The sequence below is a fragment of the Roseomonas populi genome (assembly GCF_024594815.1).
Classification (GTDB): Bacteria; Pseudomonadota; Alphaproteobacteria; order Acetobacterales; family Acetobacteraceae; genus Roseomonas; species Roseomonas populi.
Genome location: NZ_JANJOU010000007.1, coordinates 40,708 through 61,088, shown reverse-complemented (window position 1 = coordinate 61,088; position 20,381 = coordinate 40,708). Strand labels below are relative to the sequence as shown.

At 73.0% G+C, this 20,381-nt stretch carries 20 protein-coding genes; 8 read left to right on the top strand and 12 right to left on the bottom strand.

Translation table 11 applies throughout. From position 1 onward, the window contains the following. Positions 1-7: 7 nt before the first annotated feature. Both NRP21_RS09515 and NRP21_RS09510 read right to left on the bottom strand, forming a co-directional pair. On the bottom strand, positions 8-925 hold the full coding sequence (locus NRP21_RS09515) for a glycosyltransferase family 9 protein (RefSeq protein WP_257715956.1): 918 nt from the start codon (positions 923-925) through the stop codon (positions 8-10). After that, the gene (locus NRP21_RS09510) at positions 922-2,049 is read right to left on the bottom strand and encodes a glycosyltransferase family 4 protein (RefSeq protein ID WP_257715955.1); all 1,128 of its coding nucleotides are present in this window, start codon (positions 2,047-2,049) and stop codon (positions 922-924) included. The genes NRP21_RS09515 and NRP21_RS09510 overlap by 4 nt, the downstream gene beginning before the upstream one ends. Positions 2,050-2,147: 98 nt before the next feature. Between NRP21_RS09510 and NRP21_RS09505 the strand changes: the two genes are divergently transcribed. After that, positions 2,148-2,897: an alpha/beta hydrolase gene (locus NRP21_RS09505; protein WP_257715954.1), complete on the top strand. Its 750-nt coding sequence runs from the start codon at positions 2,148-2,150 to the stop codon at positions 2,895-2,897. Here the strand turns inward: NRP21_RS09505 and NRP21_RS09500 are convergent, their stop codons facing one another. Genes NRP21_RS09500 through NRP21_RS09490 form a run of 3 tightly spaced genes read right to left on the bottom strand, consistent with a single transcriptional unit; the run spans position 2,898 to position 5,407 of the window. Further along, positions 2,898-3,893 (bottom strand): SDR family oxidoreductase, encoded by a 996-nt coding sequence (locus tag NRP21_RS09500; RefSeq protein ID WP_257715953.1) that lies wholly within the window; start codon positions 3,891-3,893, stop codon positions 2,898-2,900. It lies immediately after the preceding gene. Between the two features lie 57 nt (positions 3,894-3,950). After that, positions 3,951-4,685 (bottom strand): aspartate/glutamate racemase family protein, encoded by a 735-nt coding sequence (locus tag NRP21_RS09495; protein WP_257715952.1) that lies wholly within the window; start codon positions 4,683-4,685, stop codon positions 3,951-3,953. 5 nt (positions 4,686-4,690) lie between these two features. Then, the gene (locus NRP21_RS09490) at positions 4,691-5,407 is read right to left on the bottom strand and encodes a hypothetical protein (protein ID WP_257715951.1); all 717 of its coding nucleotides are present in this window, start codon (positions 5,405-5,407) and stop codon (positions 4,691-4,693) included. A 39-nt stretch (positions 5,408-5,446) separates the two neighbouring features. On the opposite strand from NRP21_RS09490, the gene NRP21_RS09485 reads away from it, so the two are divergent. From NRP21_RS09485 to NRP21_RS09475, 3 genes are all read left to right on the top strand, one after another. Next, positions 5,447-6,676 (top strand): M20/M25/M40 family metallo-hydrolase, encoded by a 1,230-nt coding sequence (locus tag NRP21_RS09485; RefSeq protein WP_257715950.1) that lies wholly within the window; start codon positions 5,447-5,449, stop codon positions 6,674-6,676. A gap of 35 nt (positions 6,677-6,711) precedes the next feature. Then, entirely contained in the window at positions 6,712-7,017 is a 306-nt protein-coding gene (locus NRP21_RS09480; protein WP_257715949.1) for a hypothetical protein, read from the top strand. A gap of 113 nt (positions 7,018-7,130) precedes the next feature. Beyond that, complete coding sequence (locus NRP21_RS09475; protein WP_257715948.1) at positions 7,131-7,379, top strand: hypothetical protein; 249 nt, start codon at positions 7,131-7,133, stop codon at positions 7,377-7,379. Here the strand turns inward: NRP21_RS09475 and NRP21_RS09470 are convergent. From NRP21_RS09470 to NRP21_RS09460, 3 genes are read right to left on the bottom strand one after another with little or no spacing between them, the layout of a single operon-like run. Further along, positions 7,376-7,894 carry a 2'-5' RNA ligase family protein gene (locus tag NRP21_RS09470; protein ID WP_257715947.1) on the bottom strand — a complete coding sequence of 173 codons (519 nt, stop codon included), beginning with the start codon at positions 7,892-7,894 and terminating at the stop codon, positions 7,376-7,378. The genes NRP21_RS09475 and NRP21_RS09470 overlap by 4 nt on opposite strands. Beyond that, positions 7,894-10,053: a glucans biosynthesis glucosyltransferase MdoH gene (gene mdoH / locus NRP21_RS09465; protein WP_257715946.1), complete on the bottom strand. Its 2,160-nt coding sequence runs from the start codon at positions 10,051-10,053 to the stop codon at positions 7,894-7,896. The genes NRP21_RS09470 and mdoH overlap by 1 nt, the downstream gene beginning before the upstream one ends. Then, on the bottom strand, positions 10,029-11,579 hold the full coding sequence (locus NRP21_RS09460) for a glucan biosynthesis protein (protein ID WP_257715945.1): 1,551 nt from the start codon (positions 11,577-11,579) through the stop codon (positions 10,029-10,031). The genes mdoH and NRP21_RS09460 overlap by 25 nt, the downstream gene beginning before the upstream one ends. Positions 11,580-11,749: 170 nt before the next feature. Here NRP21_RS09460 and NRP21_RS09455 point away from each other — a divergent pair, with 170 nt between their 5' ends. Together NRP21_RS09455 and NRP21_RS09450 are read left to right on the top strand one after the other, a co-directional pair. After that, on the top strand, positions 11,750-13,153 hold the full coding sequence (locus tag NRP21_RS09455) for a hypothetical protein (RefSeq protein WP_257715944.1): 1,404 nt from the start codon (positions 11,750-11,752) through the stop codon (positions 13,151-13,153). A 9-nt stretch (positions 13,154-13,162) separates the two neighbouring features. Then, the gene (locus NRP21_RS09450) at positions 13,163-13,807 is read left to right on the top strand and encodes a DNA-3-methyladenine glycosylase family protein (RefSeq protein WP_257715943.1); all 645 of its coding nucleotides are present in this window, start codon (positions 13,163-13,165) and stop codon (positions 13,805-13,807) included. Here NRP21_RS09450 and NRP21_RS09445 read toward each other — a convergent pair whose 3' ends face one another. The 3 genes from NRP21_RS09445 to NRP21_RS09435 are packed head-to-tail and all read right to left on the bottom strand — an operon-like array spanning position 13,808 to position 16,448. Next, on the bottom strand, positions 13,808-14,563 hold the full coding sequence (locus NRP21_RS09445) for an alpha/beta fold hydrolase (protein WP_257715942.1): 756 nt from the start codon (positions 14,561-14,563) through the stop codon (positions 13,808-13,810). A 10-nt stretch (positions 14,564-14,573) separates the two neighbouring features. Beyond that, entirely contained in the window at positions 14,574-15,434 is an 861-nt protein-coding gene (locus tag NRP21_RS09440; protein ID WP_257715941.1) for a DMT family transporter, read from the bottom strand. Between the two features lie 9 nt (positions 15,435-15,443). Further along, positions 15,444-16,448 carry an NAD(P)H-quinone oxidoreductase gene (locus tag NRP21_RS09435; RefSeq protein WP_257715940.1) on the bottom strand — a complete coding sequence of 335 codons (1,005 nt, stop codon included), beginning with the start codon at positions 16,446-16,448 and terminating at the stop codon, positions 15,444-15,446. Between the two features lie 168 nt (positions 16,449-16,616). Between NRP21_RS09435 and NRP21_RS09430 the strand changes: the two genes are divergently transcribed. Together NRP21_RS09430 and NRP21_RS09425 are read left to right on the top strand one after the other, a co-directional pair. Next, the gene (locus NRP21_RS09430) at positions 16,617-17,885 is read left to right on the top strand and encodes an ABC transporter substrate-binding protein (RefSeq protein WP_257715939.1); all 1,269 of its coding nucleotides are present in this window, start codon (positions 16,617-16,619) and stop codon (positions 17,883-17,885) included. 13 nt (positions 17,886-17,898) lie between these two features. Further along, positions 17,899-19,329, top strand: a complete 1,431-nt coding sequence (locus tag NRP21_RS09425) for a M20 family metallopeptidase (protein WP_257715938.1) — start codon at positions 17,899-17,901, stop codon at positions 19,327-19,329. Positions 19,330-19,371: 42 nt separating this feature from the next. On the opposite strand, the gene NRP21_RS09420 is transcribed toward NRP21_RS09425, so the two are convergent. Then, a complete protein-coding gene (locus NRP21_RS09420) occupies positions 19,372-20,361 on the bottom strand; it encodes a Bug family tripartite tricarboxylate transporter substrate binding protein (RefSeq protein ID WP_257715937.1) in 990 nt (329 codons plus the stop codon). Positions 20,362-20,381 lie beyond the last annotated feature (20 nt).

Below are 20,381 nucleotides of genomic sequence, written 5' to 3'. Positions count from 1 at the left end.
ATGCCGATTATGGCAGCATCCCGGAGAGGCGGCGCGCCGCTTCTGCCACCCGATCGGGCGGGAGCGCCGGCAGCGGTTCCTGCCGCAGCACGGAAACGGCGGCGCCGCGCGGCGCGCAGCGGGCCGGGTCGCTCTCGTCCCCGAACAGGGACAGGGTGGGGCAGCCCGCCGCCGCGGCCAGATGGGTGGGTCCGGTGTCGTTCCCGACCGCCACGGCGGCACGGCGCGCCACCGCGGCCAGCTCGAACAGGCTGGTGCGTCCGGTCAGGTCCAGCGCATCGGGCGCGGCCTGCCGGATCGCATCCGCCAGGGGGCACTCTCCGGGGCCACCGGCGACCACGGCGGGTACGCCCAGGCGCGAGGCGAGATCCGGGAAGTGAGGCCAGCGCTTCCCGGGCCGGGACGGGCTGGCGCCCGGGATCAGAAGCGCGAAGCGGGGCGGCAGGGCCAGGGCAGAAAGGTCCGCGTCCAGCCAGCGGAGGTCCGGCGGCGGGAAATCCGGGATTCCCGCCATCTCCAGTTGCTCGCGCTGCCTGTCCACCGTGTGCATGGCGTTGCGGTTCGGGTTGGCGTGCGGGTGGCTCGCCCCCTGCGCCACCCCCGACCATTCCGCGCCGTGCCCGACGAACCACCGGTAGCGGGAGGAGCGCGGCGAGGTCTGGAGGTCGTAGACCCGTTCGAAACGCCCACTCCTCAGCTTGCGGACGAGGGAAAGATTCGCCCGCAGGTCCGTGTAGCGCGGCCGCCCCTCCGGCCACACCTCGTCGAACCATGGGCTGCGACGGGCCAGGTCAGCGAAGGCAGGCGTGGTGAGCAGCGTGATCCGCGCGCCCGGATGGTGCGCGCGGATGGCGGCGAAGGGCTGGAAGGCCTGCACGAAGTCGCCGAGCGCGCCGAGCTTGATGACGAGGATGCGCCCGCTCATGCCAGTTCCCGGTACACGGCCAGGGTCGCCTCCTGCATGGCATGGGTGGTGTAGCGCGCGAGGACGGCGGCCCGCGCCGCCTCTCCCATCCTCTCCCGCGCCTCGGCCGGCATGGCCAGGGCCCGCACGATCGCGGCCGCCAGCGCCGCGGGGTCGCCGGGCGGCACGCGCCAGCCCGTCACCCCCTCATTCACCGTCTCGCGCGGGGCACCGAGGTCGGAGGCGATGACGGGGCGGCGCATGGCCTGGGCCTCGATCACCGTGCGGCCGAAGGCCTCCGCATCCGTGCTGGCGTGGACCACCAGGCTGGCGAGGGCCAGGGCCGCCGGCATGTCGGCCACCGGCCCCACGAGACGCACCGTGGCACCGCTCTCGGCCGCCAGCGCCTCCAGCTCCGCCCGATAGGCATCGCGGCCCTGGGCGTCGCCCGCCAGCACCACCAGCGGGCGCGGTTCCTCCAGCATCCGCACGGCGCGCAGCAGGACGGGCTGGCCTTTCCAACGCGTCAGCCGCGCGGGCAGCAGGATCACCGGGCGGTCCTGCGGCAGGTCCCAATCGCGGCGCAGCGCCTCGATGCGCGCGGGATCCACGGCGGCCGGATCGAAGCGGGTGGGGTCCACGCCGCGCGGGATCACCCGCAGCCGGTCCGGCCCCACGCCGTGCCGGGCGCGGACGAGATCGGCGATGTAATCGCTGATGGCGATCACCCGGTCCCCCCTTGCCATGACGGAGTTGTAGAGGCGCTTGCCGGGAAAGCCCTCGTTGTAGCTGCCGTGATAGGTGGTGACGAAGCGCGCGCCCGTCCTCCGCGCCGCCATCAGCGCCGACCAGGCGGGGAAGCGGCTTCGCGCGTGGACGATCCGCACCCCTTCCGCCCGGATGACTTGCGAAAGGGCCGCGGCCCCTGCCAGCAGCGCGCCGGGGCTCTTCCGGTCCAGCGGCAGGCTGGCGTGCCGCGCGCCCACCGCCTCCAGCTCCGCCACCATCGGCCCGCCAGCGGAGGCAACGATCGCGCGGCCTCCTGCCTCCTGGATGGCCTGGGCGATCTCCACCGTACCCCGCTCCACCCCGCCCTGGCCCAGGGCGGGCAGCACCTGCAGAACGGTGGGCAAGGGGGCTGGCATGGCCCGCCCCTTACCCCGCCGCGGCGCCCCCGTCACGGGCGGCCGCATCGGCGCCGCCCGGCTTGCCGCGCCGGGTCCTCCGGGGCTAGGCCGGGCGGATGAACGAGATCCGTGGCACCCTCTCCCGCTCCGATGGCGTCACCCTCGCCTGGGCCGCCCTGCCCGGCGCCGGGCCCACGGTGGTCTTTCTCGGCGGCTTTCGCTCGGACATGGAGGGCTCCAAGGCCCTGCACCTGCGCGACCACTGCGCCGCTGGCGGCCGGGCCTTCCTGCGGCTGGACTATTCCGGCCACGGGATCAGCGGGGGCGAGTTCGAGGACGGCACCATCGGAACCTGGACCGAGGATGCCGCCCTGGTCATCGAGGCGCGGGCACCGGGCCCGGTGGTGCTGGTCGGGTCCTCCATGGGCGGCTGGATCGCGCTACTCCTCGCCCGGCGCTGGGGCGCGGGGCGGGTGCGCGGCGTGGTCGGCATCGCCGCGGCGCCGGACTTCACGGAGGCGCTGATGCCCGGCGAATTCACGGAAGCAGACCGGGCCGCGCTCGAGCGCGACGGGGTGATCCGCCGCCCGTCCGAGTACGGCGAGCCTATCCCGATCACCCGCCGGCTGCTGGAGGATGGGCGAAACCACCTCCTGCTGCCCGGCCCCATCCCCTATGAGGGCCCGGTGCGCCTGCTGCAGGGCATGGCGGACCCGGACGTGCCCTGGCGTCACGCGCTGCGGATCGTGGAGGCACTGCCGGGGCCGGACACGATGCTCACCCTTGTCAAGGACAGCGACCACCGCCTCTCCCGTCCGCAGGACCTCGCGCTGCTCTCGCGGGAACTGGAGGCGTTGCCGGGCTGATCAGCGGCGCAGGCGCCTGACAACGGCGCGGAGCCCCACCGCCGCCGCAGCCAGCGCCCCCAGCCAGAACACGTCCCGCTGGCGGCTGGTGAACACCTCCCACCCCGCTGTCCTGGGCTGGCGATCGTCGAACCGCCCATGCGCGCCGTAAGGGCCGGCGACGGGCTCGAACAGGTTCGCCGGCGCGTCCGGCGCGCGCGGCTCCTCGGTCAGCTGCCCGCTGTATCCTGACTTGGCGAGGTAGCGGTCCACCAGCCCCGGCGCGATCCGGTCCGCCGCGATGGTCACGATTGTCGGCAGCCCGACCCAGACCTGCCGCCGACGATGCGTGGCGGCGTAGAGGATGGCACGCGCCGCCACCTCGGGCTGATAGATCGGCGCGACGGGCTGCGCCTTGCGGCCCATCTTGTTCAGCGACCAATCGAACTGCGGCGTGTTGCAGGCCGGCAGGTCCACCGTGGTCACGTGGACCATGCTGCCGTCGTGGATCAGCTCGGAGCGAAGGGAGTCCGTGAAGCCGCGCGTCGCGAACTTGGCGCCGCAATAGGCGGCCTGCAGCGGGATCGCACGGTAGGCCAAGGCGGAACCGACACTGACGATGGTCCCCCGGTCGCGCGGCCGCATCCGCTTCAGCGCCGCCATGATGCCATGGACCTGGCCGAGATAGGTGACCTGGGTGGCGCGCAGCACCTCCTGCGGCGTCAGCTCGGCAATGGGGGCGAAGACGGTCGCCATCGCCACGTTCACCCAGACCTCGATCGGGCCCAGCTCCGCCTCGGCGCGCTCAGCCGCCGCCTCCACGGCCGCGGCATCTGCCACGTCCGTCGGCACGGGCAGGGCGCGCACGCCGAAGCGGCGAACCTCCTCCGCCGCGCTCTCCAGCCGCCCGGGGTCACGCGAGAGCAGCGCCACATCGTAGCCCGCGCGGGCGAACTCCAGCGCGGTGGACCGGCCGATGCCGGCGCCCGCCCCTGTAACGACGACGACCTTGCTCATGCAGCCTCCTCCGTTCACGCGAGCGGAACGCCGCCCCCGCGCCGGAGTTGGACCGCGCTAGGCCCCGCGCAGCAGCGCGGACAAGGCAGGAGAGAGGCCCAGGGACTCCCGATCGCGCACCGGCGCAAGGGGCCCCTGGCGGGTACGTGCGGGCTTCATCCTGGCCAGCGCCTCGGCCATCCGTACGCCGCAGGTGATCCCGTCCAGCAGCGGCACCGGGGATGCCTCCCGCAGCGCCGGTTCCATCCCCGCCAGCGCCGCGCCGCCAAGCACCACCGCGTCTGCCCCGCCCGCGACAAGCCGGGCGATACCCTCGCCCACCGCGCGCACCGCGCCTTCGGGATCGACCAGCGTCCTTTGGGGCGTGAAATCCACCCCGACCAGGCCGGCGCAGCGGGATGTCAGGCCGTGGCTGTCGATTAGGCGACGGTAGGATTCCGTCCCCCCGAAGGTGACCAGCCCGAAGCGGTTTCCCAGCATGCAGGCGGCGAAGCAGGCCGCCTCCGTCATGCCCACCACCGGGCAGGGCATGAGCTGCCGCGCCGCCTCCAGCGCCGTGTCCAGCGAGACGGCGAGGACCACGGCATCCACCTGCCCCGCGTGCTCCGCCAGAAGATCCAGAATGCCGTGCGCGGCGATCGCATTCTCCAGGCCGGAGGAAATCACGGCCGGGCCGAAGCGCGGCGTGCCCGGCACGATCTCCACCCCTGGCGAGGCGGCGGCGCGGGCGGCATCGGCGCAGAGCCGTGTGATGGCCTCGGTGGTATTCGCGTTGGCTACCAGGATTCGCATGGGCGCTAGCGGAGCCCGGAGAAGCCCGGGCTGTCCAGGCGTGACGGCTCCTCCCGCGCGGCCACGACCGCGGCGCCCGGCACCCGGTCCACCCAGACGAGGAAGGGGTTGAAGGCGAGGATATCCCCCCCGCGCAGGCTGAGAAGGAGCGGCTCGCCCATCGCCTCGCCGATGGCGGCCGGCAACCGGTCTTCCGGCAGGGCGGCATCGTCCCAGCGCGCGGCGAAGACGCCGCCCTCGTTGGAGAAGACGGGCACGGCCGGCTCCCCGCGCGCCTCGTAGAGGGCGGCCAGCCCCGCACGGTCGGTCCGCAGCAGCGCGTTGTGGATGCAGGCCGCCGAGCGAAGCCGCGCGACGGCCGGACCGGTCACGCGCAGCAGCAGCGCGTCGCAGGCCTCCGTGTAGCGGCCGCCGGAAGCGGGTTCGGGGTCCACGGCCTGTCCCAGCCGGGAAGCGAGGGCGCGCAACGGCGCCTCAGGGTCGTCCGAGACCGGCAGGCCGCGCAGCAGGGCGAAGCCGCGCCCGTGGTCCAGGCGGCTCCGCAGCTCCTGGGCGAGCGCGTCCAGGCGGGGGGTGGGGAGGCCGGGCGCGGCGAGTTCGGCGGTGTGCTCCGCACCCAGCGGGATCATCTGCTCGTTCGGGGCCAGTTCGGCCGCGGACCAGAGGATGGGGCCGGCCAGCGAGACCAGGCGGCGCGGGGCGATGTTCAGGGGGTCGCTCATCTCCCCCAGGGTAGCGCCCCCAGCGCCCCGCGCAAAAACATGACGCAAGCCTTCACCCCGGCGCGGCACCGGCGCAGGCTGCCGGACCCCTGCCCGAAGGACCGCGCCGTGGACGCCATCCCTGCCAACCCCGCCCTGGACCTGCCCTTCGACGCGGAGGCCATCCTCGGCCGGCTCCGCCCCTGGGTGGAGTGCGAGAGCCCGACCTTCGACGCCGCCGCCGTGAACCGCATGATGGACCTGGCCGCCCGCGATTTAGCGATGCTCGGTGCCCGGACTGAGCGCATCGCCGGCCGCATGGGCTTCGGCGATTGCGTCCGCGCCCGCTTCCCGCACCCGGACGGAGACGCGCCGGGCATCCTCGTCCTCGCGCACCTGGACACGGTGCATCCCGTCGGCACGCTTGGCGTGCTGCCGTTCCGGCGGGAGGGCGGGCGCTGCTACGGCCCGGGCATCTGCGACATGAAGGGCGGCACGCTGCTGGCGGTGGAGGCCATCCGGGAACTTGCCCGCGCGGGCATCGCCACCTCCCGCCCCGTTACCGTTCTGCTGACCCCGGACGAGGAAGTGGGCACCCCCTCCACCCGCGACGTGATCGAGGCCGAGGCGGCACGGCACGCCGTTGTGCTCGTGCCCGAGCCCGGGCGCCCGACCGACGAAGGTCCGATGGGCGGGGTCGTCACCGGCCGCTATGCCATCGCCCGCTTCAACCTGCGCACCACCGGCCGCCCCAGCCATGCCGGCGCGCGCCTGTCCGATGGGCGCTCCGCCATCCGGGAGATGTGCCGGCAGGTTCTGGCGATCGAGGCGATGACGACGGAGGCGGCCACCTACTCCGTCGGCGTCATTCATGGTGGGCAATGGGTGAACTGCGTAGCCACCCATTGCGACGCCGAGGCGCTGAGCATGGCCAAGCGCCAGGCGGACCTGGACGAGGCCGTGGAGCGGATGCTGGCGCTCAAGCCCAGCGCGCCCGACGTGCTGCTGGATGTGCGCCGCGGCGTAACCCGCCCCGTCTGGGAGCCGGACGGGGCGGCGATGGGCCTCCACGAACGGGCGCAGGCGCTGGCGGCGCGGCTGGGCCATCCCCTCCCGCATGAGAGCGCCGGCGGCGGCTCGGACGGCAACTTCACCGGCGCTATGGGCATCCCCACGCTGGACGGGCTGGGGGTGCTCGGCGCCGGCTATCACACCCTCGGCGAGTACATCCGGGAGGACAGCCTCGTGCCCCGCGCGAAGCTGCTGGCCGGGCTACTGGCGGGCGTGTGAGGGAACGGGCGCGGCGAGGCGGCGTTAGGTAAGGGATGAAATTCACTCGCCTCTCCCCCCTGCTGCTCGCCGCCCTCCTTGCTGCCCCCTTCGCCCCCGCCGAGGCACAATCCGCCTTTCCCACCAGCCGCGCGCCCATCGGCGGCGCCACGGGTGCGGGCTCCTATGGCGACTGGACCGTCGGTCAGGCGCCGACCTCCGATTTCGATCGGCAGGGCATGCCCGTCGGCCAGAACGGGCGGCCCCTGACGCGCACCGAGATCATTCGCCGGCGCTCGGCCGCCGCCATGGCGCAGGAGCGGCGGGAGGACGCGGCGCGGGCGCGCAACGACCGCTCCTAAGGCCGGCTTCCACCTTTCAACAAGCATGAACCCTGGCTCGTGAGCCGGAACGGTGCTTGCGCGGCATGATCCGTCGCGCAATCAATCCGCCGTCTCACACGGAGAGGCGTTCCATGAAGAATCGCACTGCCCTTGCCATCCTGGCGCTCGCCGGCCTGACCGCTGCCGGTCCAGCCCTAGCCCAGGGGGCAACGGGCTCCATCTCACGGCCGGGCTGGTCGCGGGGCCAGGCGCCGAACTCGGACTTCAATGCCCAGGGGGCACCGATGTCTCGCAACGAGATGGTCCGCCAGCGCGCGGCCGCCGCGCGCGGCGAGGCCGCGCCGGCCCCGTCGCAGCCGCGCCGCCGCGCGCGGCGCTAAGGGGCCCGCCCCAGGAAAGGGAACTCCGCGGCAGCCTCCCAGGGGCCCCCGCGGTAGTGCCACAGCAGGAGCCCCTCGGCCCGGGCTTCCCAGGGCTGGAACGCCGCCGCCAGTTCGGCGAGCAGGCCCCGAGCCGCTTCCGGCGTCACCTTGTTCTGCACGGTGACGTGCGGGCGGAAGCCGCCCGCATCCTGCGGCGTCAGCCATTCCCGCCAGTGGGACGCCAGCAGGCGGCGCAGCGCCACCAGCGCCGGCGCCTCCACCTCCAGCGCGACGCCGCGCCCGAGGGGGCGCGGCCCTGTCACGCGCAGCGCCATGGGCGGCGTTCCCGCGCAGGCGACGCGCAGGTTTTCCTCGATTTCCGTCCGTCCCGCACCGGGCAGGGCGTGGAACAGGGTGAGGTGCGCGGGGATGTGGTTGCGCTCCGGCGGGAAATGCGCGCGGCGTAACCCATCGAGCCGCGCGAAGGCTGCGGCGTCGAAGCGCAGCGTCAGGATCAGCGGCGCCGGTTCCATCAGCGCGGCGGAAGCGCGATCAGTGCGTCCAGCCCCGCCGCATCGGCCAGCAGCGCGGCCTTCTCCGCGCGGGTCAGTGCCGCCAAGACTTCCTCGGCCGATGCAGCCGCCGCCACGCGGGCGCGGCCCATGACGAGATTGGGGTCCAGCGCGTCCGCCCGCGTCGGCGAAGGGGCCGGCAGCATTGCGCGGTGCGCGGCGAGCAGCGTGGGATCGGCGCGCAGCCGTGCCAGCGCCTCGCCCTCCGGCGCCAGCGCCTCCCACTCCGCGCGCAGGGCAAGGGTTCGGCGCAGGATGGGCGGCGGGTCGCGCTCCTCCGGGATCAGCAGCAGCCCGGCGCGCCGCAGCCCCTGTCCCGCCGCGCGCCGCGCCGTCCAGGCCGCGAGGGGAATGGCGAGGGCGAGGCCGATTACCACCGGCGACATCCAGGCCGCGAGATAGGGCGAGACGAGGAAGGCCGCGACGCCGAAGGCCAGGCCGAAGGCCGTGTGCCGCCAGTATAGCCGCGCCACCTGCCCCAGCGGCAGGCTGCCATCGTCGCGCGTCTGCGCGGACCAGCCGGAATCCCGCCCGCGCAGGATGGAGAACACGTCCACGGACTGGGTCAGCATCGTCACCGGTGCCAGCAGCCCGGCCAGCACGGTTTCCACGATCATGCTGACCAGGGCGCGCAGCCCGCCGCCATGGCCGCGCCGCCAGGGACCGTCCAGCAGCATGGCGCCCCAGGCCAGCAGCTTCGGCACCAGCAGCAGGCCCATGGTGCCGATGAACACCCATTTCGCGCGGACCGGATCGACCACCGGCCAGTTCGGGAACAGCGCCGGCCCCTGCGGGAAATACACGGGCAGCACGAAGCGCGCCTGCAGCGACAACAGCACGCCCGCGACGAGGAAGAGCAGCCAGAGCGGCGCGGTAATGTAGGAGCCGATCCCGACCAACAGGTGGGAGCGAGAGATGGCATGCAGGCCGCGCGTGGGCAGCACCGCCATGTGCTGCAGGTTCCCCTGGCACCAGCGCCGGTCGCGGATGGCGAGGTCGGAGAGCGCGGGCGGGCTCTCCTCATAGCTGCCGGCAAGCGCGGGGACGAAGTGGATGGCCCAGCCCTGGCGCCGCATCAGCGCGGCCTCCACGAAGTCGTGGCTCATGATTGTGCCGCCGAAGGGCTTGCGCCCGGGCAGGTGCGGCAGCCCCGCCGCCTCCGCGAAGGCCACGGTGCGGATCATCGCGTTGTGGCCCCAGTAGTTCCCCTCCGCACCGTGCCAGAAGGCGATGCCGTGGGCGATGACCGGCCCGTAGAGGCGCCCGGCGAATTGCTGCATCCGCGCGAAGAGGGAGCGGCCGTTGACGATCACCGGCAGGCTCTGGATCAGCCCGACGCCCGGATGCGCCTCCATCGCGGCGGCAAGGCGGATCAGCGCCTCGGCCGACATCACGCTGTCCGCATCAAGGATCAGGAACTGCGGGTAGGCGCCGCCGAAGCGGCGCACCCAGTCCGCGATGTTGCCGGCCTTGCGGTCCACGTTCTTCGCGCGGCGGCGGTAGAAGATGTGCGCGCCCTCTCCGGCCCGCGCGCGGAGGGCGAGGAAGGCTTCCTCCTCCCGCGCCCAGGCATCGGGGTCCGTGGTGTCGCTGAGGATGAAGATGTCGAAGTGATCCGCCGCCCCCGCCTCGCGCAGCGCGGCCTCCATGGCTTCCAGCCCCGCCAGCACGCGGCGCGGGTCCTCGTTGTAGACGGGCATGAGGAGCGCCGTGCGGCCGGACAGCGCGGGTAGCGGGGCGTCCGGGTCGACACCCAGGCCCTTGCCGCCCCCTAGCGCCACGCTGGCCGCGCCGCAGAGGCTGGAGACGAAGGAGAGCGCGATCCAGGCAAACAGCGGCACGAAGAGCGCGAGCACGACCGTACCCGGCGTGAAGGCGGTGGTGACGTCCAGCACCAACGCCATCTCGCGCGTGCCGATGGCCGTCAGCAGGAGCGCCGCGCCGAAGACGAGGATGCGGCGCCACGCCATGCCGCGCGGCGCGGTGTCCGGCCGGCGTGCAGGTTGCGGGCGCGCGCGCAGATCCTGCACGGGCATGCCCAGCGGCGCCTCCGCCGGGAGGGCGGGCAGGCCCCCGGGAAGCGCCTCGGGGCGGGTCAGGGTGTCCAGCGGAACAGCCATGTCTCGGTCAGCGGGCCAGCATCGTTCTTCAGTAGCGCGCGCAATTCGATCAGCTTCTCCCCGCCAGGAACCAACTCGAAGGACATGCGCCAGCCCTCCGTCTCGGGATTGCGCTGCACCACGGCGTTCTCGATCCGCCCGGCGCTCGATGTCACGTCCAAAACCGGCGTCTCACCCGGCTGCAGGGCCGCCAGCCGCCCGCCGGCCGCCTCCAGCACGAAGAGCCGCGTGCCCTGGACCGAGGGCTTCGCGCCCTGGCGCCCGCCGGTGAACTGTGCGGGCGGCGGGCGGTTGGCCGCGCCGAAAGCCGCGCCGCTCGCCCAGTGCAGGCGATAGACGTAGCTGTACTCCTGCCCGGGCTTCAGCGGCGCCTTCGGGCGCCAGAAGGCGGCGATGTTGTCGTGGATCTCCTCCCGCGTCGGGATCTCCACCAGGTGCACCGCGCCCTCGCCCCAGTCGCCGATCGGCTCCACCCAGGCGCCCGGGCGCCGCTCGTAGCGCGCTTCCAGGTCCAGGTAGTCGCGGAAGTTCCGCGCGCGCTGCATCAGGCCGAAGGCGCGCGGGTTCACGTCGGTGAAGACGCTGATCTGCAGCTCGCGAGGGTTTGCCAGCGGCCGCCAGATCGCCTCGCCGCGCCCGGTGGAGAGCATCAGGCCATCGGAGTCGTGCACCGCCGGGCGGTAGTCGTCCGCTCCAACATGGTCGAGCGCGGAGTGGAGGAACATGCTCGTCAGCGGCGCGACGCCGACGGTCGGCATCTCCACCCGCGGATAGAGGCGGGACTCGATGTCGAACACCGTGTCGTCGCCCGGGCGGATGGTGAAGCGGAAGGCGCCTGTGGTGCTCGGGCTGTCCAGCAGCGCGTGGACCACCATGGAGTTCACCCCCGCCCGCGGCCGCTCCAGCCAGAAGGCACGGAAGAGCGGGAACTCCTCCCCGGACCGCTCAGCCGTCGCGATGGCGAGGCCGCGCGCGGACAGGCCATACACATGGCCCTTTCCGATGGCGCGGAAGTAGGAGGCGCCGACAAAGGCGGCCACCTCGTCGTAGTGATCCGCCCGGTTCATCGGGTTGGTAAGGCGGAACCCCGCGAAGCCGAGGTCCGGCACCGGGGACGGCAGCGGCCCGCCGAGCTCGGAAAGGGTAAAGGCGGACGGGTCGTAGGGGATGGGCGTCGCCCGCCCGTCCGCCACCTCGAACAGCCCGACCTTCGCCTTGAACAGGAACCCCCGATGGAAGGGCTGCATCTGGAAGGGCAGGCCATCGGCCCGCCACATCGCGCGCCCCGCGTTGAAGCGGATGGTGCGGTAGGCGTCGTAGCTCAGGTCGGCGAAAGGTGCGGGCAGGCGCTCATCGGGCGCGGCATAGGGCTTGGTGGCCAGTTCCCGCGCCATGGTGCGGACCGTGGTGTCGTCGAAAGGACGGACCGGATCATCCGCCGCCTCCGCGCGCTCGTAGAGCGTGCCGGGGATCCGGGGCATGAGCCCGGCCATGACGAATCCGGCAATGAGAGCGCGGCGGTTCAAACTGTTCTCCCGGCCGAAGCCATGTCTGGGGCGCCTTAACGAAGGTTGGGCGACGGGCCTAGAACGGGTTGCACGAGGATGGTTTCGTGCTGCACTGCGATATGCTTGTGGCGTGATACGCGGGGCACGCCCGCGTGGCCAGAGGCGGCAAGGGAGTAGCACAGGGGCGCATGGATATCCTTCTCCAGGCCCTACCTCTCCTCCTGTTGCTGGTGCTGCTGGGATCGGGGCGGGTGGCGCCCGTTCCGGCCTGCCTGGCGGCCCTGGCCGCCTCGCTCCCCGCCGTCTCGGCCGCGCTCCCGCCCGGCCTGGACCTCACGCGCTTCCTGGCGACGGAGAGCGTCCGCGCCCTCTTCCTGGGGCTGCTGCCGGTGGCCACCCTCTCGGGCGGGCTTCTCTTCAGCCTCGCCGCCGCCCCGCGCGCGACGGAGCCCGTGCCCGCCTCCCCGCGCCGCGCCTACCTGATGATCCTCGCCGGCTCCTTCGTGGAGAGTGTGACGGGCTTCGGCGTCGGCGCGGTCTTCACCGTGGGCGCGCTTCGGGCCATGGGCATCGGCGGGGCGCCGGGGGGCGGGATGGCCGTGCTCTCCCTATGGCTGGCGCCCTGGGGCGGGCTGGGGCCGGGGCTGGCGCTGGGCGCGGCCCTGGCTCACCGCCCGCCGCACGAGGTGTCCTTCGTCACTGCCCTGCCTCACGCCGTCTGGCTCCTCGCGACGCCTCCCGTCCTCTGGGCGCTGCTGGCGAAGGCGGGGCTGCCGGTCCCGCGAGCGGAGCGGCTGGCGCAGCTGGGAATGCAGGCCGCCGTGGCCGCCCTCGTCCTTCTCCTCGGCTGGCTCATGCCGGCGGAAACGGTGGGCTTCCTCTCCGCCGGCCTCGTGCTGCTGCCCGCACTTTGGCACTTCGCCCCGCCGCGCAACGCGCAGGCGCGGGACCGGGCTCTGGCCGCGATCGGGCCATGGGCCCTGCTGACCGTCGTCCTTCTCCTGGCCCGCTCCTGGGCCGGGGCGCCGGGCTGGCGGCCCTACACCGACCTTCCGGCCTTCCAGCTCACCCATGTGGCGGTGGTGCTCTGGGCCGTCTCGCTCGGCTTCCTGGCGAAGCGCCAGGATGGCCACCTGCGGTTCAGGGAAGCGATGCTCCGCATGCGACGCCCGGCCGCCGCCATGCTCCTCTACGTGCTGCTCGGGCGCTGGCTGGCGGGATCGGGCGCGGCCACCGGGCTGGCGCACGGCATCGCGGCGGGGCTGGGGCCGCTGGCGCCCTTTGCCATTCCGCCGCTGGGCTTCATCGGCGGGCTGCTGACGGGCAGCGGCGTCGGCGCGGCCTCCTCGATGATGAGCGTCCAGGCCGACCTCGGCCTCGCCGCCGGCCTGCCGCCCTGGCTGGCGCCGGGCATCCACAACTTCTCCTCCGGCGCCGGCGCCGCCTACTCCTTCGCGATGACGGCAATGGTCTGCGGCCTCCTGGCCGACGGCACGCGCCCGCCCGCCATCTGGCGCGGCGTGTGGCCCCTGATCCTGGTCGCCCTGCTGGTCGGCTGGGCGGCCGTGGCGATCCTGCACGCCCTGGCGTAAGCCGGAGAGATGAGCGCCCGCGCCGCCCGCAAGCACCTCGCCGCCGATCCCGTCCTCGGCCCCGTCATCGCCCAGGTCGGGGCCATGGGGCTGAAGCCGGTGAAGGACCGCGAGCCCTATGAGGCGCTGGTGCGCGCCATCGCGCACCAGCAGGTGCATGGCCGCGCGGCGGAGGCCATGCTGAACCGCCTGATCGCGAACACGCCGGAGCACCCCTTCCCGCCACCCGAACGCGTACTGGCCCTTCCGGAGGGCGCGCTGCGGGCCTGCGGCTTCTCCGCTGCCAAGCAGGCCGCCATCCTGGACATCGCGCACAAGGCCGCCGCCGGCTGGGTGCCGACCCGCCGCGCCGCCGCCCGCCTCTCGGACGAGGCGCTGATCGAGCGGCTGGTGGCACTGCGCGGCGTCGGCCGCTGGACGGTGGAGATGCTGCTGATGTTCACCCTGGGCCGCCCGGACATCCTGCCCGTGGATGATTTCGGCGTGCGCGAGGGATATCGCGTAGCGGCCGGGCTGGAGACGCAGCCGAAGCCGAAGGAGCTGGCCGCCATCGGCGCGCGCTGGGCACCGTTCCGCTCCGCGGCCGCCTGGTATCTCTGGCGCGCGGCGGACCTGAACAAGACGAACAGCTTCAAGGCGCCGAGCGCGATCTGATCAGACCGGCGCGAAGCCCTCGACGACGGCCGCGAAGCCGTCCGGCTGGTCGGCGTGAACCCAGTGGCCCGCGCCCTTCACCGTCAGGAAGCGCGCATGGGGAAAAAGCGCGCGGATGCCCGGCCGGTCCTCGGGCTTGATGTAGGGCGAGTGCTCCCCGGCCACGACGAGGGTCGGGCCGTCATAGGCCGCCCCCTCGGTCGCCTCCCACCCCATGATGGCCGGCAGCGAGGCCGCGATCCCCTCGAGCCCGATCCGCCAGCCGGAAGCGTCGGGCTTGCGGTTGGTCAGGATGAAGGCGCGCACTCCCGCATCGGGCTCCACGGAAGCCAGGCCGGTGTCCACCTCGGCACGCGGTGTGCCGGGCGGCACGGCCCGCATCGCCTCCACCAGCGGCACCCAGCGGGAGGGATAGGCGACGGGCGCGATGTCCGAGACCAGCAGTCGCGAGACGAGCTCCGGCCGGGTCAGCGCCAGCATCATCGCCGCCTTGCCCCCCATGGAGTGGCCCATCACCGCCGCGCGCGGGATGCCCTTCGCGAGAAGAGTCTCTGCCACCGCATCCGCCATGCGGCGGTAGTCCATCGCCGGCGCGTGCGGGCTGGCGCCGTGGTTGGGCATGTCCAGCGCGACCACGCGGCGCCCGCCCGCGGCCAGGCGCCGCTGCAGCGCGCCGAAGTTGCGGGCCTGCCCGAACAGCCCGTGCAGCAGCACCAGCGGCGGCCCCTCCCCCGCTTCGATTGCGTTCAGGATCATCGCCTCTCCCCTACCCGCGCACCGCGAGGACGACGCTCGCGAAGATCAGCGCGCCGCCGACCCAGATGTCCCACCCAACCGGCTCTCCGAGCCAGAGCGCCCCGAGCGTCACGCCGAGGACGGGCACCAGCATGAAGCCCACGGAGGCCACGGTGGAGGGCAGGCGCCGCCCGGCCTCGATCACGCTCCAGGTGCCCAGCGGCGCGGCGATGAGGCCGATGAAGGCCGCGTGCGGCAGCGCACCAAGGCCGATCCCACCGCCCGGTTCCCGCCAAACGGCCAGCAGCAGGAGCAGGAGCGTCGCCAGGCCGAAGAAGAAAGGCAGCAGCTCCAGCATCGGCCGCTGCGGCGGGAAACGCCGCGTGACCACGATGGCGATGCTCCAGAGCACCGAGGCGCCGACGAGGAGCGCGTTCCCCGCGAGGGTAGCGGGATCGGACCAGTCCACGGCCCAGGGGCCCACCAGCACCAGCGCCCCTGCCAGCCCCAGCCCCGCCGCGGCCCAGCGCAGCGCCGAGACCCGTTCCCCGAGCACCAGCACGGAGAGCGGGACGAGGGAGTAGATCGTCACGTTGGACAGCACGGCGATGCGGCCGGCGGGCAGCACTCCGAGCGCGATGTGGGTCAGCGCGAAGAAGCCGCCGATCTGCAGCAGGCCGAGCGCCAGCACCGAGGGCAGGTCCCTCCGCCCCGGCCAGCGCAGCCGCCCCAGGGCCAGCAGCACCAGGCCGGAGGCCAGCGCCGCCAGGCCCGCGCGGCTGGCGCCGAACCAGACGGGCGTGGCATCCCGGAGCGCGTCCTTCGCGATCGGCCACACCCCGCCGAAGAGAAGGACGGCGACGGCCAGCAGCCAGAGGTCGCGCGGGTTCAAGATCCCGTCTCAGGCGACCGTCAGCACGATCTTGCCGATATGCGCGCTGCTCTCCATCAGCCGGTGCGCCTCCGCCGCCTCGTTCAGCGGGAAGGTGGCGTGGATGCGCGGCCCGCAGCGCCCGGCCGAGAGCACGGGCCAGACCTTCCGCTCCAGCTCGTCGGCGATGGCGCCCTTTTCCGCCGCGGTGCGCGGGCGCATCGTGCTGCCCGTGACCACCAGGCGCTTGAGCATAATCGGGCGGATATCGGCCTTCTCCACCTCGTACCCGCCCATCAGCGCGATGATCACCAGCCGGCCATCCTGCCCCAGCACCCGCAGGTTCCGCTGGAAGTAGTCCGCGCCGATCATGTCCAGGACCACGTCCGCGCCGCGCCCGTCCGTCACGCGCTTCATCTCGGCGACGAAGTCCTGGGTCTTGTAGTCGAAGGCCTCCTCCGCCCCGAACTCCAGGCAGGCCGCCACCTTTTCGGCGCTGCCGGCGGTGGCGAAGGGGCGCGCGCCGAACTCCCGCGCGAGCTGCAGGGCCGTGGACCCGATGCCGGAGGTGCCGCCATGCACCAGCATCACCTCACCCCTGGAGAGCCGCCCATGCCCGAAGAGGTTCGCCCAGACGGTGAAGAAGGTTTCCGGCAGGGCCGCCGCGCGCACGGCGTCGTACCCCTCCGGCCAGGGCAGGCACTGGGTGGCAGGGGCCACGGCGTACTCGGCGTAGCCGCCGCCATTCGCCAGGGCGCAGACCCGGTTCCCCGGGCGGAAGCGCTCCACCCCCTCTCCCACCGCCACCACCTCGCCGGCCACTTCCAGCCCGACGACGGGGCTCGCCCCCTTGGGCGGCGGGTAGAGTCCCTTGCGCTGCTGCACGTCCGGCCGGTTCACCCCGGCCGCCATGACGCGAATGAGCACCTCGCTCGCGGCGGCGCGGGGCACGGGGCCGGTGGCGGGCACCAGCACCTCCGGCTCGCCCCCCGGGCCGTGGTCGATAAAGGTCATGCTCTCGGGCAGGTCGGGCATCGGGCGCTCTCCGGGCAGGGCGGCGGAAGGTCGGCGCGGGGGATCGGCGCGTCAAGCGCGGGGCGGGCCAACGATGCGTGACACGATCGGTCACGCCCCGGCCTTGCGCGGCGCCGGTCCAGGGGCGACGATCGGACCGCTCCACGGAATGCAGGGACAGAAGGAACCATGCGCCCGGCCGCGCCGCGCCGCAGCCTCCTCGCCGCGCTCGCCCTGCCGCTCGCGGCCGGGGAGGCACGCGCCCAGGCCCCCGCGCCGCCGGCCCCGCAGCCGCCCGCCGGGCCTTCGGGCGGCAATGAGTGGCGCTTCGGTGCGGTCTACCCCCTCTCCGGCGCGCCGGGCCTCCTCGGGGATGAATCCTTCCGCGGGCTGGAGATGGCGGTGGAGGAGCGCAATGCCGCCGGCGGGCTGCAGGGCCGCCCCATCCGCCTGCTGCGAGCCGACGCCACCGACCAGGCCGCGGCCGTCGCGGAGGCGAGGCGGCTGATCGGGGCGGAGAAGGCGGCGATCCTCTTCGGCAGCAGCGATTCCGGCGTGTCCCTCGCCGCCAGCCAGGCGAGTGACGCGGGAGGCATTCCCTACTTCGAGATGGGGGCCGTGACGGAGGGCATCACCGACCGCGGCTTTCGCTTCCTCTGGCGCACATGCCCGCGCGCGGCCGATTTCGCGGCGGTGACGGCGGAGGCCGTCACTTCGGTGCTGCCGCCCCTGCTGGGCCGCCCGCGCGAGGAGCTCCGTGTCGGGCTGCTGCACGAGGATGGCCCCTATGGCGGGTCCGTCGCCGAGTTGCAGGCCCAGCGGCTGACCGAGGCCGGGATCCGCGTGGCGGAGCGAGTGCCCTACCCCGCCCGCCCCGCCGACCTGACCGCGGCGGTGCAGCGGCTGCGGGAAGCCTTCGTGGACGTGCTGCTGCACGCCGCCGGCCAGAACGACGTAATCCTGCTGTTCCGCAACCTCCGGGAGGCGGGTTGGCGGCCACGGATGATCATCGGCTCCGGCGGCGGGTACAGCCTGTCCGACACGGCCCGCGCCATCGGGCCCGCCTTCGAGGGCGTGATGAACGTCGGCTTCACCGGCTTCGCGATCGCCGACCGCGTGGCCCCCGGCAACGCCGCCTTCGCGGAGGCCTACAAGCGGCGCTACGGCGCCGACCCGCGCTCAGGCCATTCCCTGGCGAACTTCTTCGGCGCACGCGTCGCGCTGGACGCCATCGGGCGCGCCGGCGGCACGGAGAAGGACAAGCTGCGGGCCGCCATGCTGGCCACCGACATCGCGGAGGGCACGACCCCCGCGGGCTGGGGCGCCGCCTTCGATGAGCGCGGCCAGAACACGCGCGCCCGCCCCTGGCTGATGCAATGGCAGGACGGGCGCCTTGTCACCATCCACCCGGAGGCGGCGGCCGTGGCCCCGCCCCGCGCCCGCCTGGGCACGGAATAGAGGAGAGGGGTCCATGAGGAACGACGAATTCGTCTGGCGCGCCGTGGACGAGCGGAAGGAGGACTACGCGGCCTTCTCCGACCGCGTCTGGGACATGCCGGAGATCGCCTATACCGAGACGCGCTCGGTCGCCGAACACGTCGCCATGCTGGAGAAGGAGGGCGCGCGCATCACGCGCGACCTGGCCGGCATCCCGACCGCCGTGATGGGCGAGTGGGGCGAGGGCGGGCCGGTGATCGCCATCCTCGGCGAGTACGATGCCTTGCCCAACCTCTCCCAGGAGGCGGGGATCGCCGAGCACAAGGAGGTGGTGGCGAACGGCCCCGGGCATGGCTGCGGCCACAACCTTCTGGGCGCCGCATCCCTTCTCGCCGCCGCCGCGGTGAAGGACTGGTTGAAGGAGAACAACATTCCGGGCCGCGTGCGCTACTACGGCTGCCCGGCCGAGGAAGGCGGCGCGGCCAAGGGCTTCATGGCGCGGGACGGCGTGTTCGACGACGTGGACATCGCCATCTCCTGGCACCCCGCCTCCTTCTCCGGCGTGAACGACCCCGTCTCACTCGCCAACACGCGCATCGACTTCACCTTCCACGGCAAGTCCAGCCACGCCGCCGCCGCGCCGGAGCTGGGCCGCTCCGCGCTGGATGCCGTGGAGCTGATGAATGTCGGCGTGAACTATATGCGCGAGCACATGCCGGACCACGCGCGCATTCATTACGCCATGCTGGACGGCGGCGGCATCGCGCCGAACGTCGTGCAGTCCCGCGCCAAGGTCCGCTACCTCATCCGCGCGCGCGATCTGCCGGAGCTGAACATGCTGGTGGGCCGTGTCCGCAAGATTGCGGACGGCGCGGCGCTGATGACGGAGACGCGGGTGGAGACGAGCGTGGTCTCCGCCGTCTCCAACCTTCTCGGCAACACGCCGCTGGAGAAGGCGATGTACGACAACTTCCAGCGCCTCGGCCCGCCGCAGTTCGACGACAAGGACCGGGAGTACGCCGCCCAGATCCAGGCGACGCTGACGGAGCAGGACATCCAGAACGCCCATCGCCGCCACGGGCTGAAGGTGGAGCCAGGCAAGGTGCTCTGCGACATCGTCGTGCCGCTGGAGAGCAAGGGCGATGGCGGCGGCGTCGGCTCCACCGATGTGGGCGACGTCTCCTGGGCCGTGCCCACGGTGCAGGCGCGCGGCGCCACCTGCGCCATCGGCACGCCCTTCCACTCCTGGCAGCTCACGGCCCAGGGCAAGTCGCCCCATGCGCACAAGGGCGTGGTGCACGTGGCGAAGGTGATGGCGGGCACGGCGGTCGACGCGATCCGCGACCCATCGCTGGTCGAGAAGGCGAAGGCGGAGTTCAAGGAGCGGACGGGCGGGAAGCCCTATGAGAGCCCGCTGCCGAAGGATCTGGCGCCACCGATCAAGGCGATGGGCCAGGGCGTGTGAAAGCGAACGGGGCGGGAGGCATCGCCCCCCGCCCCGCCTCGTTCAATCCGCCTTGATGCCGGCGGCCTTGATGATCGGCTCCCACTTCGCGATCTCGTCGTCCAGCCACTTCTTGGCCGTCGCCGGCGTGGTGTCGGAGCGGGTGGTCAGCGTGAGGTCGGAGAGGCGCTGCTTCACGCTCTCCATCGCCATCACTTTGTTCACCACCTCGTTGATCTGCGTCACCAGCGGCTCCGGCGTACCGGAGGGCGCCATGACCATGTGCCAGGTATAGGCCTCGTAGCCCGGCACGCCCGCCTCCTGCACCGTGGGCAAGTCCGGCAGCTGCGGGATGCGCTGGGCGGAGGTGACGGCCAGCCCCTTCACCTCGCCGCGCGACACGAAGGGCAGCGCGAAGTTCGCGATGCTGATCATCATGGCGATGGTGCCGTTCAGCAGGTCCGGCATGGCCGCCGCCTCACCGCGATAGGGCACGTGGTTCACGCGCAGCCCGCCCGCCTGGCGCAGGAATAGCTCGCTCGCCAGGTGCAGCGCGGCGCCGTTGCCGGTGGAGCCGTAGTCGTACTTGCCGGGATTCGCCTTCAGCAGGTTCACGAAGTCCTGCAGGTTGTTCACCGACAGGTCCTTGTTCACCACCACGATCATCGGGATCACGCCCGTCAGCGCCACCGGGGTGAAGTCCGCCACCGGGTCGAAGGGCAGCTTCGGGAAGATGGAGCGCAGGGTGGAGTGCGCGATGGTGGTGTAGAGCAGCGTCTGCCCGTCCTTTGGCGCCTTCGCCACCACGTCGGAGCCGACGACGACGCCGGCGCCCGTGCGGTTTTCCACGATTACGCGCTGGGGCAGCATCTTGGACAGCTCGTCTGCAAGCAGGCGCGCGGGAATGTCCGTGGGGCCGCCCGCGGCGAAGGGAACCACCAGCCGGACCGGGGCGCTGGGCCATCCCGTGCCTTGGGCATGGACGGACGGCGCGGCGAGCGGCGCGGTAGCGAGGCCGGCTGCCCCGGCCATGAGGTGGCGGCGCTGAATCATGCGGGGCGTCCTTCCTGAAC